We start from the raw sequence: 19,968 nt of genomic DNA on the forward strand, positions 1-19,968 counted from the left end.
TAGATCCACGCCATGCGTGGATGCGGCGTTCCCCCGACCGCTTACGCGCTCGCGACCTCTTCCACCTTCGGGCCATCCCACAACGCGTGGCCGGCCTTCTTGCGCAGGCGCTCCAGCCGCGCGCTGTGCGCCTCCAGCTCCGATGCCGTAGCCACCACCCGCGGGCGCGGCAGCAATGCGCTGGTGTCAAACGCCTGCAGCGCTGCGCCGGCCGCTCCGCCCTCATCTTCCAGGCCGAAGCCGATCTCTTCCTGCCCCGAGGTCAGCGCGATGTAGACATCGCCCAGGATCTGCGCATCGAGCAGGCCGCCGTGCAGCGCGCGATGCGAGTTGTCCACGCCCAGGCGCTTGCACAGCGCATCCAGTGAATTGCGTTGACCCGGGAAACGCTCGCGCGCCATCACCAGGGTATCGATCACCGTGCAGCGGTCGGTGATCTTTCCGTACTGCGGCCCGAGCAGCGAAAGCTCGTTGTCGAGGAAGCCCAGGTCGAACGCCGCGTTGTGGATGATGAGTTCGGCGCCATCGATGAACGCCAGGAACTCCTCGGCGATCTGCGCGAACTCCGGCTTGTCGGCCAGGAAATCCAGGCTCAGGCCGGTCACTTCCTGCGCGCCCTGTTCGAACTCGCAGTCAGGCTTGATGTACTGGTGATAGTTGTTGCCGGTCGGGCGGCGCTTGAACAGCTCCACACAGCCGATTTCAACGATGCGGTTGCCCTTCTTCCATTCCAGGCCGGTGGTTTCGGTATCGAGGATGATCTGACGCATGGGCTCAGTTTACCGGGCTGCCGTCGCGGATCTGGATGGCGGCATTGCGCGCCAGGGTGTCGACCCGCTCATTGTCAGGATCGCCGGAATGGCCCTTCACCCAGCGCCAGTCGATCTGATGCCGCAGCGTGGCCGCATGCAGACGTTCCCACAGCTCGCGGTTCTTCACCGGGTCGCCACCGGCGGTCTTCCAGTTCTTGCGGATCCAGCCCGGCATCCACTGGGTCAGGCCCTGCCGCACGTACTGCGAATCGGTGTAGAGCACGATGTCGCACGGCTCGGTCAGCGTCTCCAGCCCGGAAATGGCCGCCATCAGCTCCATCCGGTTGTTGGTGGTGTGCGCTTCGCCGCCGCTCAGTTCGCGCTCGTGGCCCTTGTAGCGCAGCAGTGCGGCCCAGCCACCGGGGCCGGGATTGCCGAGGCAGGAACCGTCGGTGTGGATTTCGATGGTTTTCAATACAACTCCAGATCAGGTAGCAACGGTGCCGTGCCAGCGCACCGGCAGCGGGGTCGGCCCGGGCAGGGCCAGCGTACGTTTTTCGGCATGGAACAGGCAGGCCGCGCGCAGCGGCGCCCAGCCCTGCCGTTGGCGGCTGCCGGCGCCCTGCCAGAGCGGCCCCAGGTAGCGGGTGTCATCGCATTCCAGCCCATGCCGGGCCAGCAGCAGGCGCAGCCGCTGTGGCGTGCGCACCACCAGCCCGTGCTGGCGCCAACGGGTGCGATAAGGGCTGAACGGGTTGAGGCTGCTCAGCCACAGCTGGCCGCCGGGCATCAGCACGCGCGAGCACTCATCCAGCAGGTGGTCGGCGTCGGCGGCGGTGACATGCTGCAGCACGATGGCGTGGACGCTTTCGTTGGCCAACGGAAGGGGCAACGCGCAGCGGGTATCTCCGGCATAGCCGGCACCCTCGCGGTACAGGCGCAGGCCGCGGCCGCCCAGCTGTGCATCCTCCAGCCAGGAGGCCGTGGGTGCGATCCACAACCAGGGCTGGGCAGGCAGGCCGGCCAGCCGTGGCAGCAGCAGCTGGCGCTCAAGCAGGCGCAGCGCTGCGGCCGGCTCGCTGTCGAACCACGGCACCAGGCTCGCTTGACGGTGGCTCTGCAGCAGGGGCATGGTCCAATTCTATGCGACTGACTGCCCTGCCCGCATTGGCGGACAACTACATCTGGATGCTGATCGCCGACGATGGCGCCGCCGTGGTCGTCGACCCCGGCGATGCCGCGCCGGTGCTGGCGCTGGCCGACCAGGGCCTGCGTGTGGACACGATCCTGCTGACCCACCACCACGACGACCACATCGGCGGCGTGCCCGCGCTGCAGGCGCGTTTTCCCAGCGCGCGGGTGATCGCGCCGGTGGAGGAGCGCATCCCCACCGCTACCGAACGGGTGGGCGAAGGTGAACGCGTTCAGGCACTGGGCCGGATGTTCCACGTACTATCCGTGCCCGGGCACACCCGCAGCCACATCGCGTTTCACACCGCTGAACATCTTTTCAGCGGAGATTCCTTGTTCAGCCTGGGCTGTGGGCGCCTGTTCGAAGGTACGCCGTCCCAGCTGCTGGCGTCGATGCGCAAGCTGGGTACCTTGCCTGTGCAACTGCTGTTGTGTTGCGCCCATGAGTACACCGTGTCAAATGCCGTCTTCGCGCGGCATGTCGACCCCGCCAACGCTGCCCTGTGGCAGCGCCAAGAGGAGGCTTTGGCCATGCGCCGCGATGACCGTTCCACCCTGCCGGTAACCCTGGCCAACGAACTGGACTGCAATCCGTTCCTGCGTGTGCACACCGCGCCGATCCGCGCGGCGGTGTCGGCGCACCTGGGGCGCGATGTCGTGGACGACGTCGATGTCATGGCCGGTCTCCGGCACTGGAAAGACGGCTTCCGCGCATGATGCGCCGAAGTCTGCCGCTGGCCCTGGGCCTGGTCCTGGGGCTGGCCGGAAACGCGGGCGCGCAGTCACTGGGCGCCGGCATCAGCCAGAACCTGGCCGCCGCCTCGGCTGTGCCGCTGGACCCGTCGACGCTGCCGGCCGCGTCGGTCCGCAACGGCCAGGAGATCTTCGCCAGCTTCCGCGAGGGCCTGGCCGAGCCCACCTGCGACGCCGAGGCCACCAGCCCGCGCTGGCAGAAGCAGTTCGCCCACGCCCCCTCGCGCCTGGCCAACCAGGATGACGATGCGCTGGTGCTGTTCGGCTATGTGGTCGAGGAGCTGCGCAAGGCCAGCCTGCCCACCGAATTCGCGCTCATCCCGTTCGTGGAGAGCGGCTACCGCCCCAACGCCCGCAACGGCAGCGGCCCGACCGGCCTGTGGCAGTTCATCGCCACCACCGCGCGCAACCACCGCGTGCCGATGGCCAACGGCTATGACGGCCGCCTGTCGGCCGTGGATTCCACCCAGGCCGCGGTGCGTTACCTGAAGACCCTGCATGGCATGTTCGGCGGTGACTGGCGCCTGGCCACCATGGCCTACAACGCCGGCGAGTACCGCGTACTGCAGTCGATGCGCAAAGCGGGAATGAATGCGCAGAATGCCAAGCCGGCCGCCCTGCCCGGGCTTTCGCCGGTCACCCATGCCTACGTCGAGAAGCTGCACGCGCTGGCCTGCGTGCTGGAAGACGTGGAAGACGAGCCCAGCGTGATGGCCTCGCTGGACCGCACGGTACCGGTGCTGAAGGGCCACACCCTGCCGGCGGGCACCAGCGTGCAGCAGTGGGCCGCGCAGCGCGCGCTGGATCCGGCGCGCATTGCCCGCCTCAACCCGGCCCTGGCCGGCAGCGGCCGTCCGTCGGGCCCCACCCGGGTGCTGGCGCCGGTGTCTGCTGCCTCTGCGACGGTGGCCGATGTCGCCACCGTGACAACCACCGCCCCCAGCGTGGCGGCCACTGCCAGCCTGCAGCCAGCCCCCCAGGTCGCCAAGGCCGTGGCCAGCGTGGCAGACCGCCCGCGCAATCGGCGCCACACCGTACGCGATGGCGAATCGGCCTGGACCATCGCTCGCCGCTACGGCATGCCGGTGAAGGCCCTGCTTTCGTTGAACGGTCTGAGCGGCAGCAGCGTGCTGAAGCCCGGCGCCGTGCTGCGTATCGAAGACTGACCGCAACCCGATCTCTGTAGAGGTCGAGCTTGCTCGACCGCCCTTCTGCCCTTGTAGAGTCGAGCTTGCTCGACTGCTTCTGCACGTCTCCACAAAAAAGCAGTCGAGCAAGCTCGACTCTACATACAGCGGACGCACCAACAAAAAAGGCCCGGCATTGCCGGGCCTTTTCGTCCTGCCAGCCTCCCGGCTTACAGGTTGGCTTCAGTGGTCTGCACCACGAACTTCTTGCGCATCGCGTCGATGTAGGCCTTGGCCGCGGCCATGCCATCGATCTGGCTCAGCTGATCCTTCAGCTGCTTCTGCTGCTCGGGGGTCACTTCCTTGATGTCGCCCGGGGTGACCTTGTTCACTGCGAACACCAGCGCATGGCCGTTGACGTCGACCTTGCCGAAGCTCGGCTTGCCTTCGGCCGGCACCGGCGCACTGAAGATGGCCCGGTTGATTTCCGGGGTCGGCACCGGCTGGCTGCGCGGCAGGCCCGGCATCGGGCTGACCTGCAGCTTGTCGCTGGCCACCAGCGACTGCAGGCTGGCGCCGCCCTTCAGCTTGGCCAGCAGCGCATCAGCAGCCTTGGCACTGGCCTGGCGCTGGCGGTCGGCACGGATCGCGGCGATGACCTGCTCGCGGGCCTTGTCCAGCGGCAGCGCCTGTTCCGGGGTATGCGCGGCAACACGGATCACCACACTGTGGTTGCTGCTGCCGCCCAGGGCGATCGGATCGCTGGCGGTACCGTCCTGCACCATCACGTCGGAGAACGCCGAGCGCAGCACGGCCGGATCGGCAGCAATGCCGCTGGCGGTGGCGCGGGTGATCGGGCCCAGGGTCTGCACCGGAAGGTCCACCGACTTGGCCGCAGCCATCAGATCGCTCGGGCTCTTGTTGATGGCATCGACCAGACGGCCGGCCAGGTCGTTGAAGCCGCGCTCGCCGTCGGCCTTCAGCTGTTCGGCGGCCAGCACGTCACGCACTTCCTCGAACGACTTGCCTTCGCCACCGCGCACAGCCGCGACCTTGATGATGTGGTAACCGAAGTCGGTCTTGACCGGGCCCACGATGTCACCGGCCTTGGCGGCAAACAGCGCATCTTCGAACGGCTTGACCATCGCACCGCGCTCGACCCAGCCCAGGTCACCGCCCTGGTCCTTGGAGCCCGGATCTTCCGAATTGGCCTTGGCCAGGGCGGCGAAGTCGGCGCCGGCGGCCTTGGCTTCGGTCGCCAGCTTGGCGGCCTTGGCTTCGGCACCGTCGCCGGTGACCAGGATGTGCGAGGCCTGGCGCTGTTCCGGGGTTGCGAACTTGGCCTTCTCTTCCTCGTAGCGCTTGCGCAGGGTGGCCTCATCGGCCGGCACCGGTGCCGGCAGGTTGGCACCGTTGAGTTCGACATATTCCAGCGAGACCGATTCGGCCTGGCGGAAATCCTTGCCGTGGCTGTCGTACCACTGCTTGATCTGCGCATCGGTGACCGGTGCGGTATCGGCCGGCACTTCCGGCAGCGCGACCAGTTCGACGTCACGGGTTTCGCCCAGCAGCTTCAGCAGACGCTCGGTCTCGGCCTGGGTGACGAAGCCCGAGTTCTGCAGGCCGGCCGGAATGACCGACTGCTGCAGGCTGGCACGCACTTCTTCCTGGAACTGCGACGGGGTACGCGGCGGGTTGCCCCCACCCAGCGCCAGCCGGTAGTTGTTCTCGTTGAACTTGCCATCGCTGCCGAGGAAGGCCGGGATGGTCATGATGTAGTCGCGCACAGCGCCATCGCCGATGACCACGCCAGCCTGTTCACCCACCAGGCGCACGACCTGCTCGTCGATCAGCTGGTCGAGCACGGCCAGCTTGTTCTCGGTGCTTTCGAACGCGCGCGGGTCGAAGTTCTCGCCCTGCTGCTGGCGCTCACGCATGCGCTCCTGTTCAAAGCGGGTGCGGAAATCCTGCGCGCTGATCTCATGGTGCTGCCACAGCATGCGCACCGGCCACCACGACGGCGCCGAGCGCCACCAGGTCGGCGGTGCCGAAACCTTGGCCACGTTCTGTGCGCCGACACCACCGAGGTAGCTGTTGTCGATCACGAACAGGAACGGAATCATCAGCAGCCCCAGGATCACGGTGACGATCCAGCCTGAGGTCTTGTCGCGGAGTTTCTGCAGCATGGTGAGGAATCACATGGCCTGAGTGGCGAGCCCGGCAGTGTAACCCGCTTCGCGGCCCGCACCAAAAACGGCGCGGAGTCAGGCAGGGCAAGGATCTGCGCCGCGCACGCGGCACCTTCGCCCCGGCCGCGATGGCCGCACGCGCGCTGCCCGGCGCATACTGGGGGGTCATCCGGGCGCCTGCCCCGGCGGTGGCGCGTCACCGGCACAAGGAGGAACACGTCCATGCGCATCCTGGTCACTGGTGCCTCCGGCTTCGTGGGCGGGGCCCTGCTGCGCCGCCTGGCCGATACGGCCGGCGTGGAGGCCTTCGGCGTCGGCCGGCGGTCGCTGCCGCTGGCCCATTACGCCGCACGCGACCTGTCGCAGCCGTTCGAGCTGCCGTTCCGGCCCGATGTGGTGGTGCATGCCGCCGCGCGGGTCGCCCCATGGGGCAGCCCGGCGCAGTTCCGCCGGCAGAACGTGGACACCACCGCACGGGTGATCGACTTCTGCCGCCGCGCCGGCCTCCCGCGCCTGCTGCTGGTGTCCAGCACCGCCGTGTTCTACCGCGAGGCCCACCAGTACGAACTGGATGAAGGCAGCCCGATCGGCCCGGCCTTCCTGAACGACTACGCGCGCAGCAAGGCCGAGGCCGAGCGCCTGCTGGCCGGCTACGAGGGCCCGTCCTGCATCCTGCGCCCGCGCGCGGTGTTCGGGCCGGGCGATACCGTGCTGCTGCCGCGCCTGCTTGCAGCGGCGCGCCGTGGCGGCGTGCCGCTGCTGGTCAGCCCCGGCGGCCCGCCGCAGGTGGACCTGATCCACATCGACACGCTGGTGGAGTACCTGCTGCGCGCCGCCCAGGCCCCACAGTTGGGCCCGGCCTACAACCTGACCAACGCCGCCCCGGTGGACCTGCACGCCCTGCTGCGGCGGCTGCTGGGCGCCCTGCAGCTGCCACCGCCGCGCCGCCGCGTTCCGGCCGCCCTGGCCCTGCGCGCGGCCAGCGTGATCGAAGCCGGCTGGCGTGCCCTGCGCCTGCACAGCGAACCGCCGATCACCCGCTTCGGGGTGGCCGCCTTCGCCTATTCAAAAACCTTCAATCCGCAGCGCATGCTGGCCGACCTGGGGCCGCCGCGGGTTTCGCTGGAGGACGGTATCGAACGTTTCATCGATGAGCAGCGTGCGCAATGGGCAGCCTGAGCCTGGATGCCGTGGCGCTGGCCAGCCTGGGGCTGGCGGTCCTGTACCTGCTGCTGGTGGGCGTAAAGGCTGCCGGCGCGCTGCGCATCCTCGGCCAGCGCCCGCCACGGCAGCAGGCGGCCGATGCCTGCGACGGGCGCGGTGTGGCCATCCTGCAACCCATCCTCGGCGGCGACCCGCTGCTGGCGCAGGTGCTGCGACATAACCTGCAGGCGCTGCCCGGCGCGCACTTCCACTGGCTGCTGGACGAGGCTGACGGCACCGGACGTGCCGCTGCGGACGCGCTGTGCGCGGCACATCCCGGCCACCAGATCACCTGCCTGGTTTATCCGGGCGCGCCGGAAGGAACCAACCCGAAGACCTTCAAGCTGGACGCGGTGCTGGCGCAGGTGCGCGAACCGATGCTGCTGGTGCTGGATGATGATGCACGCCTGTCGGCGGCAGCGCTGGCGCAGCTGGTGGATGAACTGGAGACGACCGGAGCCGACCTGGTCACCGCCCTGCCCTGCTACCGCGATGACGGCGCGCCGGGGGCACGCTTGATGGCGCAGTTCGTCAACAACAATGCCGTGCTGACCTACCTCGGCCTGCTGCCGTGGCTGCCGCCGCTGTCGATCAACGGCATGTGCTATGCGCTGCGCAGCGAACGCCTGCGCGCCTTGGGCGGGTTCAGCCCGCTGCTGCGGATGCTGGCCGACGACCTGGCCCTGGCCCGTGCGCTGCGCCGGCAGGGCGCGCGCCTGTTCCAGTCCACCGCGCCGGTGGAGGTGCAGACCCACGTGCCGACCCTGCAGCGCTACCGCCAGCAGATGCATCGCTGGATGCTGTTCGCGGTGCTGCTGCTACGCGATGAATCACCGCGCCTGCGCCTGTTGATCGGCGTGCTGCATGGTCTGCCGCCACTGCTGCTGTGGGCGTTGCTGGTGCTGGCCGTACTGCCGCCGATCGGCCTGCCCGCCGTCGCTGCTGTGCTGGTATTGCTGCTGCGCACAGGTCTGTTGCGACACCTGCAGCACCGCGCCACAGGCGAAATGCGACACCGCGCGCTGGCCTCGCTGCTGGCCGAACTGCTGCAGCCCCTGCATCTGCTGCATGCGCTCTGCCTGCGCCGCATCCGCTGGCGCACACGGCTGTACCAGGTGCGCGCCAATGATGATTTCCGGGGAGGCTGAAAAGATGCCCGGTGCCGCACCGCAGCTGCAGCTGGCGTTCCTGACCGGGCAGAGTGATCCGGCGCGCTGTGCGCTGAGTCCGCTCCAGCGCGCGTTCGGTGAAGCCCTGCTGGCCCCTGGACGCACGCTGCACCCCTGTAATTTCCCCTATGACGCTGCTACCCCCGAGCACCAGCCCGCTGCGCTGCTGGCCGCCAGCTTTCATAACACCCGCCATTACCTGCGTTCGCGCCAGCCGGGCTTTTCCGCCGCCCATGGCCCGGCAATGGCCCAGCTGCTGCAGGCCGCACCGCACACCCTGCTGCTGGCCGGCAGCTGCGGGCTGGAACTGCTGGCCAACCTGGACCTGCCGCCGGCGCTGAGGCAGCGCTGCAGCGTACTGGCCTACGGGCCGGTCGCGCGCCAGGCCCCCAGCGTGGCGCACCTGCAGGTGCTGGTGGGACGGCAGGACTGGGTCTCGCGACTGGGCTGGCGCGGTGCGCGGCAGTGGGTCGACAGTGGCCACATGGACTATCTGCAGCAGCCGCCCGTGCTGGCCATCGCCCGCGCCCTGGCCGCGCGCCTGCAGCAGGAACACACATGAAGATTGAACTGCTGGCCCCGCCGTACAGCGGCCATCTGCACCCGATCCTGGCGATCGCACGGCAGCTGCAGCCGCAGCACCAGGTGACCGTGCTGAGCACTCCCGGCGCGCAGGCGGCGATCTGCGCCAGCGGGCTGAAAGGTGACGTGTTGTTGTCGGCAGCGCAGGAAACCGCGTTGTGGCAGATTGCCAATCCCCCCAGGCCCGTGAAGGCCAATCCGCTGCGCCTGCATGCCCAGTTGACCCAGGCCCTGCAGCTGATGGAACAGATGCGGGAATCGCTGCAGCAGCGCTGGCAGCACGCACGCCCGGATCTGGTCGTCGTCGATTTCACCCTGCCGCCGGCCGGGTTGCTGGCCGCCGGACTCGGCATCCGCTGGTGGACCAGCCTGCCCTCGCCCTGCGTGCTGGACTGCGTGGATGGTCCGCCACCGTACCTGGGCGGCATGCGACCGGCGCACACGGGCTGGCAGGCGCTGCAGCACGCCGGGGGGCGCCAGCTGATCCGCCTGTTCAAGCGCGGGGTGCACGCCTGGCAGCGCCCGGCGATGCAGCGGCTGGGCGTGCCTTCCATCTATCGCGCCGATGGCAGCGAGCGGGCGTATTCAGCCGAATGCATCCTTGCGCTGGGCGTGCCCGAACTGGAATTCCCGCGTACCTGGCCGCAGGCGCTGCAGTTCATCGGGCCGATGCTGCACACCCCCGACAGCGCCCATGCGGCACCGCCCTTCGTGGAGGGCGCGCGGCATCTGCTGGTCACCGCCGGCACCCACCAGGACTGGATCAAGCCGCGCCTGGCCGAGGCAGCGGCAACGCTGGCGGCGCTGCATCCAGACTGGCAGATCCACGTCAGTGATGGCCATCAGCATGAAGAGAGCGCCGCCCTGCAGCCGCTGCCGAACCTGCACCGGCTGCCTTTCGTGGATTACGCGCGCCATCTGCACCGCTATGACCGCGTGCTGCACCACGGTGGCGCAGGTGTGATGTACCACGCGCTGCGTGCAGGCGTGCCGTCGCTGGTGTACCCGCTGGACTACGACCAGTTCGACCACGCCGCGCGACTGCAGGCGGCGGGTGCGGGGCTGTGGCTGCGCGATCTGGACCAGCTGCCCGCGCTGTTCGCCCGCGCGCTGCAGGCCGATGCGTTTCCGGGGCTGGCGACGCTGCAGGCGTCGGTGCAGCGCCATATGCGCGTGCAATCGGTGCTCGAACGCGTCGCGTCGCTGCGGTAGCGTCGCGCCACGCGCGGCGGAAATCCCGACGGCCAGAAAGCAGAATGCCCGCAGGTCCAGGACCGACGGGCATCTTCGATGACACTTCAAACTCTGCTGGCGGAGCGGACGGGACTCGAACCCGCGACCTCCGGCGTGACAGGCCAGCATTCTAACCAGCTGAACTACCGCTCCACATGGGCAGAACTTGTTGGGATCCGGGATGGCGGAGCGGACGGGACTCGAACCCGCGACCTCCGGCGTGACAGGCCAGCATTCTAACCAGCTGAACTACCGCTCCACAGCACTTCCAGATACCCCTGTTTGCAACATGGCGGAGCGGACGGGACTCGAACCCGCGACCTCCGGCGTGACAGGCCAGCATTCTAACCAGCTGAACTACCGCTCCACGTGTGTTGCAAACTTTTCTGTCTCCCCCGGCCGAGGCCGGTTGAAACAAGGCGCCCGGTTGCCCGGAAGCCCTTGAAACTGGCGGAGCGGACGGGACTCGAACCCGCGACCTCCGGCGTGACAGGCCAGCATTCTAACCAGCTGAACTACCGCTCCAGTTGTGTTGCTGTTTTCTCGCTGGGCCAGGCCCCGGAAGAAAACAAAGCCCCCAGTCGCCCGGGGGCCTCGCGTCGAAGTGGCGGAGCGGACGGGACTCGAACCCGCGACCTCCGGCGTGACAGGCCAGCATTCTAACCAGCTGAACTACCGCTCCACACTCAAACTTTTACTGCGGTGCTGTGGTGGGTGCTGAGGGTTTCGAACCCCCGACCCTCTCCGTGTAAAGGAGACGCTCTACCGCTGAGCTAAGCACCCCAGCGAGCCGCTTAGTTTACAGCATCCTTCAGGGCCTTACCAGCCTTGAACGACGGATTCTTCGAAGCAGCGATCTTGATGGTGTCGCCGGTCTTCGGGTTGCGGCCGGTGCGGGCCGCACGGTCGCGGACCTGGAAGGTACCGAAGCCAACCAGGGTGACCGCATCGCCGTCCTTCAGCGCCTTGGTGACGGCAGCAACGACGGCATCGACAGCGCGGCTGGACTCGGCCTTGGTCAGGTCGGCGGCTTCAGCAACGGCATCGATCAATTCGGTCTTGTTCATTCTGTACAACTCCTTTGGCGGTGGGTTCCGCTTATTCGACAGGGAAGCAACCGCACGCGATACGCGCACGGCCGCCATGTGGAAACTGTTCGCCGAATTCAGTGATCACCAGACTGCGATCACTCATTCGCGGGTGCTGCTTTTATACCAGCGCCCCTACCCCCACGCAAGCTGGAAAGCCAGCAATGACGCGGGTTTCAGGCATTTCGACAGCGCGCGTCAATGCTTGACGCGCGCGTTTCCACTCGGTTTGGCCTTGCTGCGCACCGTGACGCGCTGCGCAGTCTTGCGCGCCTTTTTCGGTGCCAGCGGACGCTCCAGCGCCAGGTCCAGCACTTCCTCGATGTACTTCACCGGCACGATCTGCAGATCGCGGGTGACGTTGGCCGGGATGTCGGCCAGGTCCTTGCGGTTCTCCTCGGGGATGATGACCGTGCGGATACCGCCACGCAGTGCCGCCAGCAGCTTTTCCTTAAGGCCACCGATGGCGGTGACGCGACCGCGCAGGGTGATCTCACCGGTCATCGCCACGTCGGCACGCACCGGCACCTTGCTCAGCATCGACACCAGCGAGGTGACCATCGCCGCACCGGCACTGGGGCCGTCCTTCGGCGTGGCACCGTCGGGCACGTGCACGTGCACGTCGTGCTTCTGCAGGAAGTCCGCATCGATGCCGAAACCGACGGCGCGCGATCGCACCACCGACAACGCCGCCGACGCCGATTCCTTCATCACGTTGCCGAGCTGGCCGGTCAGGATCAGCTGGCCCTTGCCCGGCACGAGCGTGGATTCGATCTGCAGCAGATCGCCACCCACTTCGGTCCAGGCCAGGCCGGTGACCAGGCCGATCTCGTTGGCCTCTTCAGCGCGGCCGAAATCGAAGCGACGCACGCCCAGGTACTTGTCCAGGTTTTTGCTGGTGACGCTGACCAGGGCCTTGGACTTCTTCGCGCCCTTCTTCGCCTTCACCGGCTGCGGGCCGGCCAGCGCGATTTCCTTCACCACCTTGCGGCAGATCTTGGCGATCTCGCGTTCCAGGTTGCGCACGCCGGATTCGCGCGTGTAGTAGCGCACGATGTCCTGGATCGCATCGCTGCCGATTTCCAGTTCCTCCGGCTTCAGGCCATTGGCCTTGATCTGCTTCGGTGACAGGTAACGGGTGGCGATGTTGAGCTTCTCATCCTCGGTGTAGCCGGGGATGCGGATCACTTCCATGCGGTCCAGCAGCGGGCCCGGGATGTTGAGCGAGTTGGAGGTCGCCACGAACATCACTTCGGACAGGTCCAGGTCCACTTCCAGGTAGTGGTCGTTGAAGGCGTTGTTCTGTTCCGGGTCGAGCACTTCCAGCAGCGCCGAGGACGGATCGCCACGGAAGTCCATCGACATCTTGTCGATCTCATCGAGCACGAACAGCGCGTTGCGGCTGCCGACCTTGTTGAGGTTCTGCACGATGCGGCCCGGCATCGAACCGACGTAGGTGCGACGGTGGCCGCGGATCTCGGCCTCGTCGCGCACGCCGCCCAGCGACATGCGCACGAACTTGCGGTTGGTGGCCTTGGCGATGGACTGACCCAGCGAGGTCTTGCCCACGCCCGGCGGACCGACCAGGCACAGGATCGGGCCCTTCATCTGCTTCACACGCGACTGCACCGCCAGGTATTCCAGGATGCGGTCCTTGACCTTGTCCAGGCCGTAGTGGTCGGCGTCGAGGGTATCCTGCGCGGCCTTCAGGTCCTTGCGCACCTTGGTGCGCTTCTTCCACGGCACGCCCAGCAGCCACTCCAGATAATTGCGCACGACGGCCGCTTCGGCCGACATCGGCGACATCTGCTTGAGCTTGTTCAGCTCGTTGCGTGCCTTGGCTTCCACCGGCTTGGGCATGCCGGCTTCGGCAATCTTGCGGGCCAGCTCTTCCAGCTCGCCCGGCGCGTCGTCCAGGTCACCCAGTTCTTTCTGGATGGCCTTCATCTGTTCGTTGAGGTAGTACTCGCGCTGGCTCTTTTCCATCTGCGACTTCACGCGGCCGCGGATGCGCTTTTCCATCTGCTGCACGTCGATCTCGCCATCGACCAGACCGACCAGCATTTCCAGGCGTTCGCCCACGGCCAGCGTTTCCAGCAGGCGCTGCTTGTCGGCCAGGCGCACGCTGATGTGCGCGGCGATGGTGTCGGCCAGGCGGGCGGGTTCATCGATGCCGGCCAGGGTCTGCAGCAGCTCCGGCGGCAGCTTGCGGTTGGTCTTGACGTACTGCTCGAACAGCGACATCAGCGAGCGGGCGATGGCCTCGATCTCGCGCGGTTCGCGCGGGTCGGCCGCGTCGATCTCCACGGCCTGGCCGTGCAGCGCGCCATCACGCTCGTCGACATGGGTGACCTGCACGCGCGACAGGCCTTCCACCAGCACCTTGATGGTGCCGTCAGGCAGCTTCAGCAGCTGCAGCACCTGCGCCAGCGTACCGACCTGGTAGAGGTCGGCGGCCTGCGGGTCGTCGGTCTCGGCCGACTTCTGCGCCAGCAGCAGGATGCGCTTGTCTGCCTCCATTGCCTGTTCGAGCGCGTGCATGGACTTGTCACGGCCGACGAACAGCGGGATGACCATGTGCGGGAACACCACTACGTCGCGCAGCGGCAGGACCGGCAGGTCGAGGGTTTCACTTGGGGAACGGGCCATGGGGGCTCCAGGGAAGGGGAAAACCGTCTCCGGGAGGGCATCTTCCGGAGACAAAAAAAGCCGATGGCCCCGTTATGGGGCCATCGGCTTTCAGATGCAAGGCGTTCGTTGAAAATCCTTCCAAATCAAAAACTTGAAAGGATCACTCGGCGCCTGCGGCCTTCTGTTCAGGGGCCGCCGGGGTCTGGTAGATCAGGTACGGCTCGGACTTGTGCTCGATCACCGATTCATCCACCACCACCTTGCTGACGTTTTCCTGCGAGGGAAGGTCGTACATGGTGTCCAGCAGGACCGATTCGACGATGGTACGCAGGCCACGGGCGCCGGTCTTGCGCTTGAGCGCCTTCCGGGCAATGGCCGACAGCGCGTCCGGGCGGAACTCCAGCTCGACGTTCTCCATCTCGAACAGCTTCTTGAACTGCTTGGTGATGGCGTTCTTGGGCTCGGTCAGGATCTTGATCAGGGCCGGCTCGTCCAGCTCTTCCAGGGTCGCCACCACCGGCAGGCGACCGACGAACTCGGGAATGAGACCGAACTTGATCAGGTCTTCCGGCTCGACTTCAGCCAGCACCTTGCCCACTTCCACCTTGCGCTCGGCACTCTTCACCTTGGCGCCGAAGCCGATGCCGCCGGCGTCGTTGGAACGCTGCTGGATCACCTTGTCCAGGCCGGCAAACGCGCCGCCGCAGATGAACAGGATGTTCTTGGTGTCCACCTGCAGGAATTCCTGCTGCGGGTGCTTGCGGCCGCCCTGCGGCGGAACGCTGGCCACGGTGCCTTCGATCAGCTTCAGCAGGGCCTGCTGGACGCCTTCGCCGGACACATCGCGGGTGATCGACGGGTTCTCGCTCTTGCGCGAGATCTTGTCGATTTCATCGATGTAGACGATGCCCTGCTGTGCCTTCTCGACGTCGTAGTCGCACTTCTGCAGCAGCTTCTGGATGATGTTCTCCACGTCCTCGCCCACGTAACCGGCTTCGGTCAGCGTGGTGGCGTCGGCCATGGTGAACGGCACGTTGAGCAGGCGGGCCAGGGTTTCGGCCAGCAGCGTCTTGCCCGAACCGGTCGGGCCGACCAGCAGGATGTTCGACTTGGCCAGTTCGACCTCATCGTTCTTCTGCCGGCTCTCGATGCGCTTGTAGTGGTTGTACACGGCCACGGCCAGGGTGCGCTTGGCCCGGTTCTGGCCAATCACGTACTGGTCGAGCACCTCGAGGATCTCGCGCGGCTTGGGCAGCGAACTGCGCGCCGACTGCGCCTTTTCCTCAAGTTCTTCACGGATGATGTCGTTGCACAGCTCCACGCATTCATCGCAGATGAACACGCTCGGACCCGCAATAAGCTTGCGCACTTCATGCTGGCTCTTTCCGCAGAAAGAGCAGTAGAGGATCTTGCCGGTGTCCGTGGAACGACCTTGGCGGTCTTCGCTCATGCTTCGCTTACCCAGTTACCCCACCCGCTGAACGGGGGTTCGATTCGAGAATAGCACAGGGCCGGAGGGACGCCAGTCCCGGTCCGACCCTGCAGGAACGGGGCCTCCCTGGCCCCGTGCAGGCCGATCAACCGGCCTGGATCGACTCTTCCGGACGACGCTCCAGCACCTGGTCGACCAGGCCGTAGGCCACCGAGTCGACCGCGCTCTTGAAGTTGTCGCGCTCGGTGTCGCGGGCGATCGTCTCCAGCGACTGGCCGGTGTGCTTGGCCAGCACTTCGTTCAGGCGCGAACGCAGGGTCAGGATCTCACGGGCATGGATGTCGATGTCCGTGGCCTGGCCCTGGAAGCCGCCCAGCGGCTGGTGGATCATCACGCGCGAGTTCGGCAGCGCGTAACGCTTGCCGGCAGCGCCCGAGGCCAGCAGCAGGGCGCCCATCGAGGCGGCCTGGCCGACGCAGATCGTGCTCACGTCCGGCTTGATGTACTGCATGGTGTCGTAGATCGCCATGCCGGCGGTGACCACGCCACCGGGCGAGTTGATGTAGATGCTGATGTCCTTTTCCGGGTTTTCCGCTTCCAGGAACAGCAGCTGCGCCACCACCACGTTGGCCATGTGATCGTCGATCGGGCCCACAAGGAAGATCAGGCGCTCCTTCAACAGGCGCGAATAGATATCGTAGGCACGCTCGCCGCGGCTGGTCTGCTCGACCACCATGGGAACCATGTTCAGGGCTTTGGTCCGGTTGTCCATTTCGTGAGGTACCTGTCTTGGGGGAAACAGCCCCGCGCCGGTGCAGGCGCGGGGTATGGGGAGATCCGCCCCGGGATTACTGGCGGATCGCGTCCTGGAACGACAGCTTTTCTTCGGTGTGCTGGGCGCGCTCGGCGATCCAGTCGATCACCTGCTCTTCCATCACACGGTTCTGCAGACCCGACATCAGCTGGGGGTCGTTGCGGTACATCTCAATGACCTGCTCCGGCTCTTCGTAGGTCGAAGCGATCAGACGCAGCGTTTCATTCAGGCGCTTGGCTTCCAGGCGCAGGTCGTTGGTGCGGGCCACTTCGCCCACCACCAGGCCGACCAGCACGCGCTTGGCGGCAGCGTCCTTGAAGCCTTCGTGGGCATCGGCCGGGATTTCACCGACGTTCTGGCCGTTGCGCCGGGCCTGCTCGACCTGCTGGCCCAGCATGGCGCGGGCTTCGTTGTCGACCAGGCGTGGCGGCATTTCCACCGACGAATAGGCGGCGATCAGCTGCTCGCCCACTTCGCGGCGCAGGCGGTTCATCAGCGCGCCCTTCAGCTCGCGCTCCAGGTTGGCGCGGATGTCGCTGCGGAACTGCTCGACGTCGCCGCCCTTCACGCCGAAGCTCTTGATGAAGGCTTCATCGACGGCCGGCACGACCGGCTCGGAGACTTCGACGACCTTGACGGTGACCTGCACGGTCTTGCCCGCCAGCACCGGCACGCGCCAGTCAGCCGGGAACTCGACGTCCAGGGTCTTTTCCTCACCCTTGGCCAGGCCGACCAGGCCCTTTTCGATGGTTTCGAACATCATGCCCTGGCCGAGCACGATCGAACCCTTCTCGGTGCCTTCGGCCGGCAGGCGCTCTTCACCGGCCTGCGACCAGGTTTCCAGCGCGACCAGGTCGCCGTCCTGCGCGCCACGGGTGACCGGGGCCCAGGTGCGACGCTGGTTCTGCAGGTTCTCGATCATCTGGTCGATGTCGGCGTCGGTGATTTCAGCGGTGTGGCGCACCACGGTCAGCTTGCTGACGTCGATGTCGCCGAAGTCCGGCACCACTTCCACGGTGGCCACGAAGGAGAATTCACCTTCCTCGCCCTTGTCGATGCGCGGGCTGCCGACGATGCGCAGGTCGTGCTCGCGCACGGCCGCGTCGAAGGTTTCGCGCAGCAGGCCGTCCAGCGCCTCGCCACGGACCTGCGCGCCGAAGCGCTGCTCGATCACCTTGGCCGGCACCTTGCCCGGACGGAAGCCCTTGATGCGGGTGGTACGGGCGATTTCGCCCAGGCGGCCGTTGATGTGGCTCTGCAGACGGTCTTCCGGCAGCGAGAAGCTCAGGCGGCGTTCCAGGTTGCCGATGGTTTCGATCGAAGCTTGCATGTTGACTCCTGCCACCGGTGGCGCCCTGGCCCCCGGCTCGATGATGGATGAAACGGTTGTAAGGACACGACGTCTGGGACGCGCCTGCTTGCCGCAGCCCTTTAGTTTCGCCCAATTCGGCCTGCACTGCCAGCGCAGGGCGGTCAAGGGTCCGTCGGCGGCCCGATCAGGGCGGAGACAGGCCGGCACTGGTGCGAAAGGGGGGACTCGAACCCCCACGCCTTGCGGCACTGGAACCTAAATCCAGGGCGTCTACCAATTCCGCCACTTTCGCGTGGCCGGCACAGGGGTTCATTGTCGCAGGCGGGGCTGGAAAGCGGAAGGCGTGACAAAGCTGAATGTGCAATTCAAGGGTTATCGCGCAGACTCGCCGGGACGCCCGTCCGGAATGCCCGATGGAACGCATGACCGCTACCGCCCCCTCCCCGCGCGCCCGGGCCACCCGGTGGAAGGCAGCATTCTGGCTGCTGGGCCTGGCCGTGGCGGGCCACTTCCTGTGGGTGACGGCACAGCGCTATGCGCAGGTGACGCCCGAGGCCTACGGCATGTTCTGGGACCGGCGCACCTGGCTGTGGCTGCATGTGGCCGGCGGCAGCCTGGCCATGCTGGCCGGGGCGAGCCAGTTCGTGGCGGCACTGCGCCGGCGCTGGCCCGCCGTGCACCGCTGGCTGGGGCGCACCTACCTGCTGGGCATCCTGCTGGGCAGTACCGCCGTGGTCGGGCTGCTTGTCACCACCCAGGGCTGGCTGGCATTGAAACTTGCGTTTGCTGCCACCGGGCTCGCCTGGCTGATCACGTCATTGCGCGGCTACCGCACGATCCGCCGTGGCGAGGTCGATGCACACCGGCGCTGGATGCTGCGCAGCTATCTGGTCACCCTGTCGCCCGCCGTCTTCCGCCTGCTCCTGCTGGTGCCGCCACTGATGCAGCTGGCATCGCCACTGGTGATGGTGCCCAGCCTGCTGGTGGTGAGCTGGGCACTGCCACTGCTGGGCTACGAGACGGGACGCCGCCTGCCGCGACTGCGAGCAGCGCCGGTCCGGGCCCGGATGGCCTGAGCCACCGCGGGCCCGGCAGGGTTACTGCGTGGGCTAGGTCGGCTGCGCAGGTTCGACCGGCCCAGCCGTTCCACCGTCCTGCGACGGCACCGCCGGCTGTGCCGCCACGCTCGCCGTGCCGGCATCACGCTCGACCGTCTGTGCGTGGTCTTCGGTGGTCTCGGGCGTCTCGCCTGCCGCGCAGCCCACCAGCGCGAACAGCAGCACACCGGACACGATCAGCCCCGCATTCCGTTTCATTGCCATCATCAGATCCCACTCCACCTGCATGCGCCTCTGGCGCAAAACATCCATTGGGAGTGATGCGAAGCGTGAGCGGTGAGATGCAGCGCACAGCATTGAAAACACTGATGACGCATGCGACCTAGTTTTAAGCATCGCTTCAGTAGATCCACGCCATGCGTGGATGCGTACCTGCAGCGAACCACTGGGCCACAGACAAGAAAAAAGCCACTTGGCGAACCAAATGGCTTTCGTCTGGTGGGCTGTCAAGGATTCGAACCTTGGACCTATTGATTAAGAGTCAACTGCTCTACCAACTGAGCTAACAGCCCGAAATCGGGGCGCGAATTATGACCCTATCCGCCGGGGGGATGCAAGTACTTCGTTCAACAACGTTGACGTCCGCACTGCTCCGGGTACCGCACTAACTGAAGAAAAAAGCCACCTGGCATACCAGGTGGCTTCCGTCTTGGTGGGCTGTCAAGGATTCGAACCTTGGACCTATTGATTAAGAGTCAACTGCTCTACCAACTGAGCTAACAGCCCTTGAAAGTCAGACGCACATTGTAGCGTGCATTCCGTCTATTGCAATACCGTGTCGGCGTTGCCGATGCGGTTGAAACAGTGGGGTGGCTGAGGGGATTCGAACCCCCGACCACCGGAATCACAATCCGGTACTCTAACCAACTGAGCTACAGCCACCACTGAAACGTCTGCTTCATCGCCGATGCTGCTGGCGCTGGAGCCTGATGCTTTGCCCGAGGACCTTTACCGAAGTTCGTGTCCGCCGAAGCGAGTCCGACATTCTGGTGGAGTGTTCGCGCTTTTGCAAGCACTTCTTCACATCCGCCAGCATTGCCCTGCATGTCGTGCCGATGGCGCGCCCGACAGGAATCGAACCTGTAACCGCCGGCTTAGAAGGCCGGTGCTCTATCCAGTTGAGCTACGGGCGCCCGAACCGGAACGGCGTCCAATCCGACGTAGTGGGATTGGTCGGGGTAGAGGGATTCGAACCCCCGACATCCTGCTCCCAAAGCAGGCGCGCTACCAGACTGCGCTATACCCCGGTGTTGCAATCCCCTCGGGCAGGGCCCGGGGAGCTGGTCATTGTGAACAAGCGCGGCCGGGCCTGTCAACGCGGCGGGCCCGGGCACACGCGGCCGCCACACTACCCTGCGCCGCCATCGGCTATGC

General features: G+C 66.4%; 17 protein-coding genes and 12 tRNA genes. 7 read left to right on the forward strand and 22 right to left on the reverse strand.

Translation table 11 applies throughout. The annotated features are described in order from the left end of the window. Window positions 1–41: 41 nt before the first annotated feature. From dnaQ to VER16_RS14905, 3 genes are read right to left on the reverse strand one after another with little or no spacing between them, the layout of a single operon-like run. On the reverse strand, window positions 42–770 hold the full coding sequence (dnaQ, locus tag VER16_RS14895) for a DNA polymerase III subunit epsilon (RefSeq protein ID WP_324809439.1): 729 nt from the start codon (window positions 768–770) through the stop codon (window positions 42–44). A gap of 4 nt (window positions 771–774) precedes the next feature. Next, entirely contained in the window at window positions 775–1,227 is a 453-nt protein-coding gene (rnhA, locus tag VER16_RS14900) for a ribonuclease HI (protein ID WP_079220822.1), read from the reverse strand. A gap of 12 nt (window positions 1,228–1,239) precedes the next feature. Beyond that, window positions 1,240–1,884 (reverse strand): class I SAM-dependent methyltransferase, encoded by a 645-nt coding sequence (locus tag VER16_RS14905; protein WP_324809441.1) that lies wholly within the window; start codon window positions 1,882–1,884, stop codon window positions 1,240–1,242. A gap of 11 nt (window positions 1,885–1,895) precedes the next feature. Between VER16_RS14905 and gloB the strand changes: the two genes are divergently transcribed. Together gloB and VER16_RS14915 are read left to right on the forward strand one after the other, a co-directional pair. Further along, window positions 1,896–2,660, forward strand: coding sequence for a hydroxyacylglutathione hydrolase (gene gloB / locus VER16_RS14910; protein ID WP_324809444.1), 765 nt, complete (start codon window positions 1,896–1,898; stop codon window positions 2,658–2,660). After that, window positions 2,657–3,862: a lytic transglycosylase domain-containing protein gene (locus VER16_RS14915; RefSeq protein WP_324809446.1), complete on the forward strand. Its 1,206-nt coding sequence runs from the start codon at window positions 2,657–2,659 to the stop codon at window positions 3,860–3,862. The genes gloB and VER16_RS14915 overlap by 4 nt, the downstream gene beginning before the upstream one ends. A gap of 191 nt (window positions 3,863–4,053) precedes the next feature. On the opposite strand, the gene VER16_RS14920 is transcribed toward VER16_RS14915, so the two are convergent. After that, window positions 4,054–6,009: a peptidyl-prolyl cis-trans isomerase gene (locus tag VER16_RS14920; protein WP_324809448.1), complete on the reverse strand. Its 1,956-nt coding sequence runs from the start codon at window positions 6,007–6,009 to the stop codon at window positions 4,054–4,056. Window positions 6,010–6,234: 225 nt separating this feature from the next. Here VER16_RS14920 and VER16_RS14925 point away from each other — a divergent pair, with 225 nt between their 5' ends. The 4 genes from VER16_RS14925 to VER16_RS14940 are packed head-to-tail and all read left to right on the forward strand — an operon-like array spanning window position 6,235 to window position 10,178. Then, window positions 6,235–7,191 (forward strand): NAD(P)-dependent oxidoreductase, encoded by a 957-nt coding sequence (locus VER16_RS14925; protein ID WP_324809450.1) that lies wholly within the window; start codon window positions 6,235–6,237, stop codon window positions 7,189–7,191. Next, the gene (locus tag VER16_RS14930; RefSeq protein ID WP_324809452.1) at window positions 7,179–8,363 is read left to right on the forward strand and encodes a glycosyltransferase family 21 protein; all 1,185 of its coding nucleotides are present in this window, start codon (window positions 7,179–7,181) and stop codon (window positions 8,361–8,363) included. Before VER16_RS14925 ends, VER16_RS14930 begins: the two co-directional genes overlap by 13 nt. Continuing rightward, window positions 8,341–8,946, forward strand: coding sequence for a hypothetical protein (locus VER16_RS14935; protein WP_324809454.1), 606 nt, complete (start codon window positions 8,341–8,343; stop codon window positions 8,944–8,946). The genes VER16_RS14930 and VER16_RS14935 overlap by 23 nt, the downstream gene beginning before the upstream one ends. Next, window positions 8,943–10,178 carry a glycosyltransferase gene (locus VER16_RS14940; RefSeq protein WP_324809456.1) on the forward strand — a complete coding sequence of 412 codons (1,236 nt, stop codon included), beginning with the start codon at window positions 8,943–8,945 and terminating at the stop codon, window positions 10,176–10,178. The genes VER16_RS14935 and VER16_RS14940 overlap by 4 nt, the downstream gene beginning before the upstream one ends. 97 nt (window positions 10,179–10,275) lie before the next feature. On the opposite strand, the gene VER16_RS14945 is transcribed toward VER16_RS14940, so the two are convergent. From VER16_RS14945 to VER16_RS15000, 12 genes are all read right to left on the reverse strand, one after another. Further along, a tRNA-Asp gene (locus VER16_RS14945) sits at window positions 10,276–10,352 on the reverse strand. Between the two features lie 29 nt (window positions 10,353–10,381). Beyond that, window positions 10,382–10,458, reverse strand: a tRNA-Asp gene (locus tag VER16_RS14950). 31 nt (window positions 10,459–10,489) lie between these two features. Continuing rightward, a tRNA-Asp gene (locus tag VER16_RS14955) sits at window positions 10,490–10,566 on the reverse strand. 81 nt (window positions 10,567–10,647) lie between these two features. Continuing rightward, window positions 10,648–10,724, reverse strand: a tRNA-Asp gene (locus tag VER16_RS14960). A gap of 80 nt (window positions 10,725–10,804) precedes the next feature. After that, window positions 10,805–10,881 (reverse strand) — tRNA-Asp (locus VER16_RS14965). 26 nt (window positions 10,882–10,907) lie between these two features. Beyond that, a tRNA-Val gene (locus VER16_RS14970) sits at window positions 10,908–10,982 on the reverse strand. 11 nt (window positions 10,983–10,993) lie between these two features. Continuing rightward, window positions 10,994–11,266, reverse strand: a complete 273-nt coding sequence (locus VER16_RS14975; RefSeq protein WP_004146343.1) for an HU family DNA-binding protein — start codon at window positions 11,264–11,266, stop codon at window positions 10,994–10,996. Window positions 11,267–11,485: 219 nt separating this feature from the next. Then, the gene (gene lon, locus VER16_RS14980) at window positions 11,486–13,936 is read right to left on the reverse strand and encodes an endopeptidase La (RefSeq protein WP_324809458.1); all 2,451 of its coding nucleotides are present in this window, start codon (window positions 13,934–13,936) and stop codon (window positions 11,486–11,488) included. A 142-nt stretch (window positions 13,937–14,078) separates the two neighbouring features. Further along, window positions 14,079–15,368 carry an ATP-dependent Clp protease ATP-binding subunit ClpX gene (clpX, locus tag VER16_RS14985; RefSeq protein ID WP_108758290.1) on the reverse strand — a complete coding sequence of 430 codons (1,290 nt, stop codon included), beginning with the start codon at window positions 15,366–15,368 and terminating at the stop codon, window positions 14,079–14,081. 127 nt (window positions 15,369–15,495) lie between these two features. Then, window positions 15,496–16,122 (reverse strand): ATP-dependent Clp endopeptidase proteolytic subunit ClpP, encoded by a 627-nt coding sequence (gene clpP, locus VER16_RS14990; protein WP_079220811.1) that lies wholly within the window; start codon window positions 16,120–16,122, stop codon window positions 15,496–15,498. Between the two features lie 76 nt (window positions 16,123–16,198). Then, the gene (gene tig, locus VER16_RS14995) at window positions 16,199–17,494 is read right to left on the reverse strand and encodes a trigger factor (protein WP_324809461.1); all 1,296 of its coding nucleotides are present in this window, start codon (window positions 17,492–17,494) and stop codon (window positions 16,199–16,201) included. A 189-nt stretch (window positions 17,495–17,683) separates the two neighbouring features. Further along, window positions 17,684–17,768, reverse strand: a tRNA-Leu gene (locus VER16_RS15000). Window positions 17,769–17,898: 130 nt separating this feature from the next. Between VER16_RS15000 and VER16_RS15005 the strand changes: the two genes are divergently transcribed. Then, window positions 17,899–18,552 carry a DUF2306 domain-containing protein gene (locus tag VER16_RS15005; RefSeq protein WP_324809463.1) on the forward strand — a complete coding sequence of 218 codons (654 nt, stop codon included), beginning with the start codon at window positions 17,899–17,901 and terminating at the stop codon, window positions 18,550–18,552. A gap of 33 nt (window positions 18,553–18,585) precedes the next feature. Here VER16_RS15005 and VER16_RS15010 read toward each other — a convergent pair whose 3' ends face one another. The 6 genes from VER16_RS15010 to VER16_RS15035 form a co-directional block, all read right to left on the reverse strand. Continuing rightward, window positions 18,586–18,792: a hypothetical protein gene (locus tag VER16_RS15010; protein ID WP_324809465.1), complete on the reverse strand. Its 207-nt coding sequence runs from the start codon at window positions 18,790–18,792 to the stop codon at window positions 18,586–18,588. Between the two features lie 238 nt (window positions 18,793–19,030). Next, window positions 19,031–19,106, reverse strand: a tRNA-Lys gene (locus VER16_RS15015). Between the two features lie 138 nt (window positions 19,107–19,244). Then, window positions 19,245–19,320: transfer RNA gene (locus VER16_RS15020), tRNA-Lys, on the reverse strand. Window positions 19,321–19,399: 79 nt separating this feature from the next. After that, window positions 19,400–19,476 (reverse strand) — tRNA-His (locus VER16_RS15025). A gap of 174 nt (window positions 19,477–19,650) precedes the next feature. Next, window positions 19,651–19,727, reverse strand: a tRNA-Arg gene (locus VER16_RS15030). A gap of 37 nt (window positions 19,728–19,764) precedes the next feature. Then, window positions 19,765–19,841: transfer RNA gene (locus VER16_RS15035), tRNA-Pro, on the reverse strand. Window positions 19,842–19,968: the final 127 nt, after the last annotated feature.

Source organism: Stenotrophomonas sp., assembly GCF_035634915.1.
Lineage (GTDB): Bacteria > Pseudomonadota > Gammaproteobacteria > Xanthomonadales > Xanthomonadaceae > Stenotrophomonas.